This is a genomic window from Streptomyces sp. UH6 (genome assembly GCF_013421635.1).
GTDB lineage: Bacteria > Actinomycetota > Actinomycetes > Streptomycetales > Streptomycetaceae > Streptomyces > Streptomyces abyssomicinicus.
In genome coordinates this window covers 1-2,592 of the sequence record NZ_JACADT010000811.1, presented here as the reverse complement: position 1 = coordinate 2,592, position 2,592 = coordinate 1, and the positions used below count along the sequence as shown (strand labels likewise).

The 2,592-nt window shown below is 72.6% G+C and carries 4 protein-coding genes; 3 read left to right on the top strand and 1 reads right to left on the bottom strand.

The features are described from left to right. The 3 genes from HW445_RS26175 to HW445_RS26165 all read left to right on the top strand — a co-directional run. On the top strand, nt 1-428 hold a 428-nt coding region (locus HW445_RS26175), incomplete at its 5' end, for a TVP38/TMEM64 family protein (protein WP_180223354.1). A gap of 133 nt (nt 429-561) precedes the next feature. Further along, entirely contained in the window at nt 562-1,428 is an 867-nt protein-coding gene (locus tag HW445_RS26170; RefSeq protein ID WP_180223353.1) for an undecaprenyl-diphosphate phosphatase, read from the top strand. A 45-nt stretch (nt 1,429-1,473) separates the two neighbouring features. Next, nucleotides 1,474-1,647, top strand: a complete 174-nt coding sequence (locus HW445_RS26165) for a hypothetical protein (RefSeq protein ID WP_180223352.1) — start codon at nt 1,474-1,476, stop codon at nt 1,645-1,647. A gap of 60 nt (nt 1,648-1,707) precedes the next feature. On the opposite strand, the gene HW445_RS26160 is transcribed toward HW445_RS26165, so the two are convergent. Next, nucleotides 1,708-2,322 carry a DUF4291 domain-containing protein gene (locus tag HW445_RS26160; RefSeq protein WP_180223351.1) on the bottom strand — a complete coding sequence of 205 codons (615 nt, stop codon included), beginning with the start codon at nt 2,320-2,322 and terminating at the stop codon, nt 1,708-1,710. Nucleotides 2,323-2,592 lie beyond the last annotated feature (270 nt).

The window sequence follows — 2,592 nt, the reverse complement described above, 5'->3', positions numbered from 1 at the left end:
GGGCGTGGCTGGGTCTGGCCGCCGCGCTGGGCGGCACGGTGCTGGGCGCGGGTCTCGCCTTCGGGCTGGGCCGCCTGCTCGGCCAGGACGCGCTGCGGCCGCTGCTGCGTGCTCGCTGGCTCCGGGCCGCCGACGGCCAGCTGAGCCGGCACGGGTTCCGCTCGACGATGGCGCTGAGACTCTTCCCGGGCGTCCCCTTCTGGGCCGCCAACTACTGCGCCTCCGTCTCCCGGATGCGCGCCTCCTCGTTCCTGTCGGCCACCGCGCTGGGCTCGGTCCCCAACACCGCCGCGTACGCGGTCGCCGGGTCCCAGGCCTCCAGCCCCACCTCGCCCGCCTTCCTGATCGCGGTGGCGGTCATCGCCCTCCCGGCGATGGGCGGCACGCTCTTCGCCTGGCGCAAACGGCACCACCTGCGCGGGCGCTGACCGGTCGACGGCACGACGCGTTGCGTTCACCCGCAGATCACCGGGCGGACGGTCCGGGGCCGTTACAGTGCCCGGACCGTCGTGGCCGTCGTCCTCCCGTCCTCCCCGATCAGCGCTGGGACTGCCTGCACCCATGTCTTGGTTCGAATCACTCGTCCTCGGGCTCGTCCAGGGGCTGACCGAGTTCCTCCCCATCTCCTCCAGTGCCCACCTGCGGCTGACCGCCGCGTTCTCCGGCTGGAGGGACCCGGGGGCCGCCTTCACCGCGATCACCCAGATCGGGACCGAGATCGCGGTCCTGATCTACTTCCGCAAGGACATCGGCCGCATCGTCTCCGCCTGGTTCCGCTCGCTGCGGGACCGGGAGATGCGGCGTGACCACGACGCGAAGATGGGCTGGCTGGTGATCGTGGGCTCGATCCCGATCGGTGTGCTCGGCGTGACGCTGAAGGACCACATCGAGGGCCCGTTCCGCGATCTGCGGGTCACCGCCACCATGCTGATCGTGGTCGGCGTCGCGATCGGCGTCGCCGACCGCCTGGCCGAACGCGCCGAGACGGGCGGGCGCCACCGCGTCCGGCAGCCGAAGGACCTCTCGCACCTCGGGTTCCGCGACGGCCTGATCTTCGGCGTCTGCCAGGCCATGGCCCTGATCCCCGGGGTCTCCCGGTCCGGCGCCACCATCAGCGGGGGCCTCTTCATGGGCTACCGCCGTGAGGCCGCCGCCCGGTACTCCTTCCTGCTGGCCATTCCGGCCGTGCTCGCCTCCGGCCTCTTCGAACTCGGCGACGCCATGAAGGGGTCCCACGTCTCCTGGGGGCCGACCGTCTTCGCCACCGTGGTCGCGTTCCTCTGCGGCTACGCGGTGATCGCCTGGTTCATGCGCTTCATCTCGACGAAGTCCTTCATGCCCTTCGTCTGGTACCGGATCGCCCTCGGCCTGCTGATTCTCGGCCTGATCGGCACCGGTGTACTCAGCCCGCACGCGGCCGAACTGTAGCCAGTCGGTAGCGGAGTGTCATGCCTTGCCCCTAAGGTGGGCGCCATGCTCCTCAATCCCGAGGTCCCCGCGCGCTCCGCCGCCGAGCTGAACGACATGATCCGCGCCCTGTGGCTCCGTTCGAGCGGCGCGCCGACCGCCCAGGACCGCGCCCGGTACGAACAGCTGGTCGTCGAGTGGGCCCGCGCCGTGCGCGCCGAGGCGTTGCAGCCGGCCTAGGCGCGCCGCGCCAGCACAGGGCAGCTCCGGCACAGGGCAGCTCCGGCACAGGGCAGCGGCTCAGGGCAGCAGGTGCGCGCAGGCCTCCGGGTCCAGCGGGTACACCCGCTCCGGCGGCAGCAGCGCCGCAGCCCGCTCCATGTCCCCCGCCCTGACGTGCGCGTGGATCGCGTGCGCCTTCGGCGTCACGTCCTCGACGGACACGATCCACTCGTCCGCGTACCGGGCCGCCGCCTCGCCCGCCAGCCCCAGCTGCAGCGACCGGTGGGGCAGCGGCCGCAGCCTCAGGTCCCGCTCCGGGTCCCACTGAACCCTGGTCGGCGCCCTCCGCAGTTGACGGCTCCAGGACGCCCGGTCCTCGTGCGTGCCGCGCACGTAGTGCGAGAGACAGGCGTTGCGCAGGGCCCATTCGAACCCCTCCCGGCGGATCTCCACGGCCAGCACCGTTTCCTGGCCTTCCTTGGCGGCCCAGCCGCAGCGGTACATCATCCACAGGAACGACGGCTTGATCCACGTCATCCGGTCCCGCTTCCACTCCGGCGGGAACCGCCCGTCACGCGCGGCCGGCAGCCCTATGGCGGGCCGGTAGGCCTGGTAGACGGTGACGGTGTCCTCCGTGTGGACCGCCCTGATCCGGTGGCGGGGGCCGGGCTCGGACTTGTCGTGCTCACTCATCGCGCCAGCCTCGCCGACGCGCCCCGGCGTGCGCCACATGTTTACGTCCCGCGCGCTCGCCCCACGCCGACGTCCCGCGCGTCCGACCCGCGCGCGTCCGACCCGCGCGTCCAGGTCCCGCACGACCCGTCTCGCCGCGCGGATCGAGGGCACTTGGTGGACATGACGGCCGGGCGTTGGATCACTTCCTCCTGGCGGCGGCCGGTGGCGGTCGCCGTGGCGGGGGCGTTGCCGGTGCTCGCCTTCCCGGAGCCGGGCTGGTGGTGGATC

Coding starts and splice junctions, on each gene's coding strand:
- HW445_RS26160 (WP_180223351.1), bottom strand. CDS start 2,322: ATGAGTGAGCACGACAAGTCCGAGCCCGGCCCCCGCCACCGGATCAGG.
- HW445_RS26170 (WP_180223353.1), top strand. CDS start 562: ATGTCTTGGTTCGAATCACTCGTCCTCGGGCTCGTCCAGGGGCTGACC.
- HW445_RS26165 (WP_180223352.1), top strand. CDS start 1,474: ATGCTCCTCAATCCCGAGGTCCCCGCGCGCTCCGCCGCCGAGCTGAAC.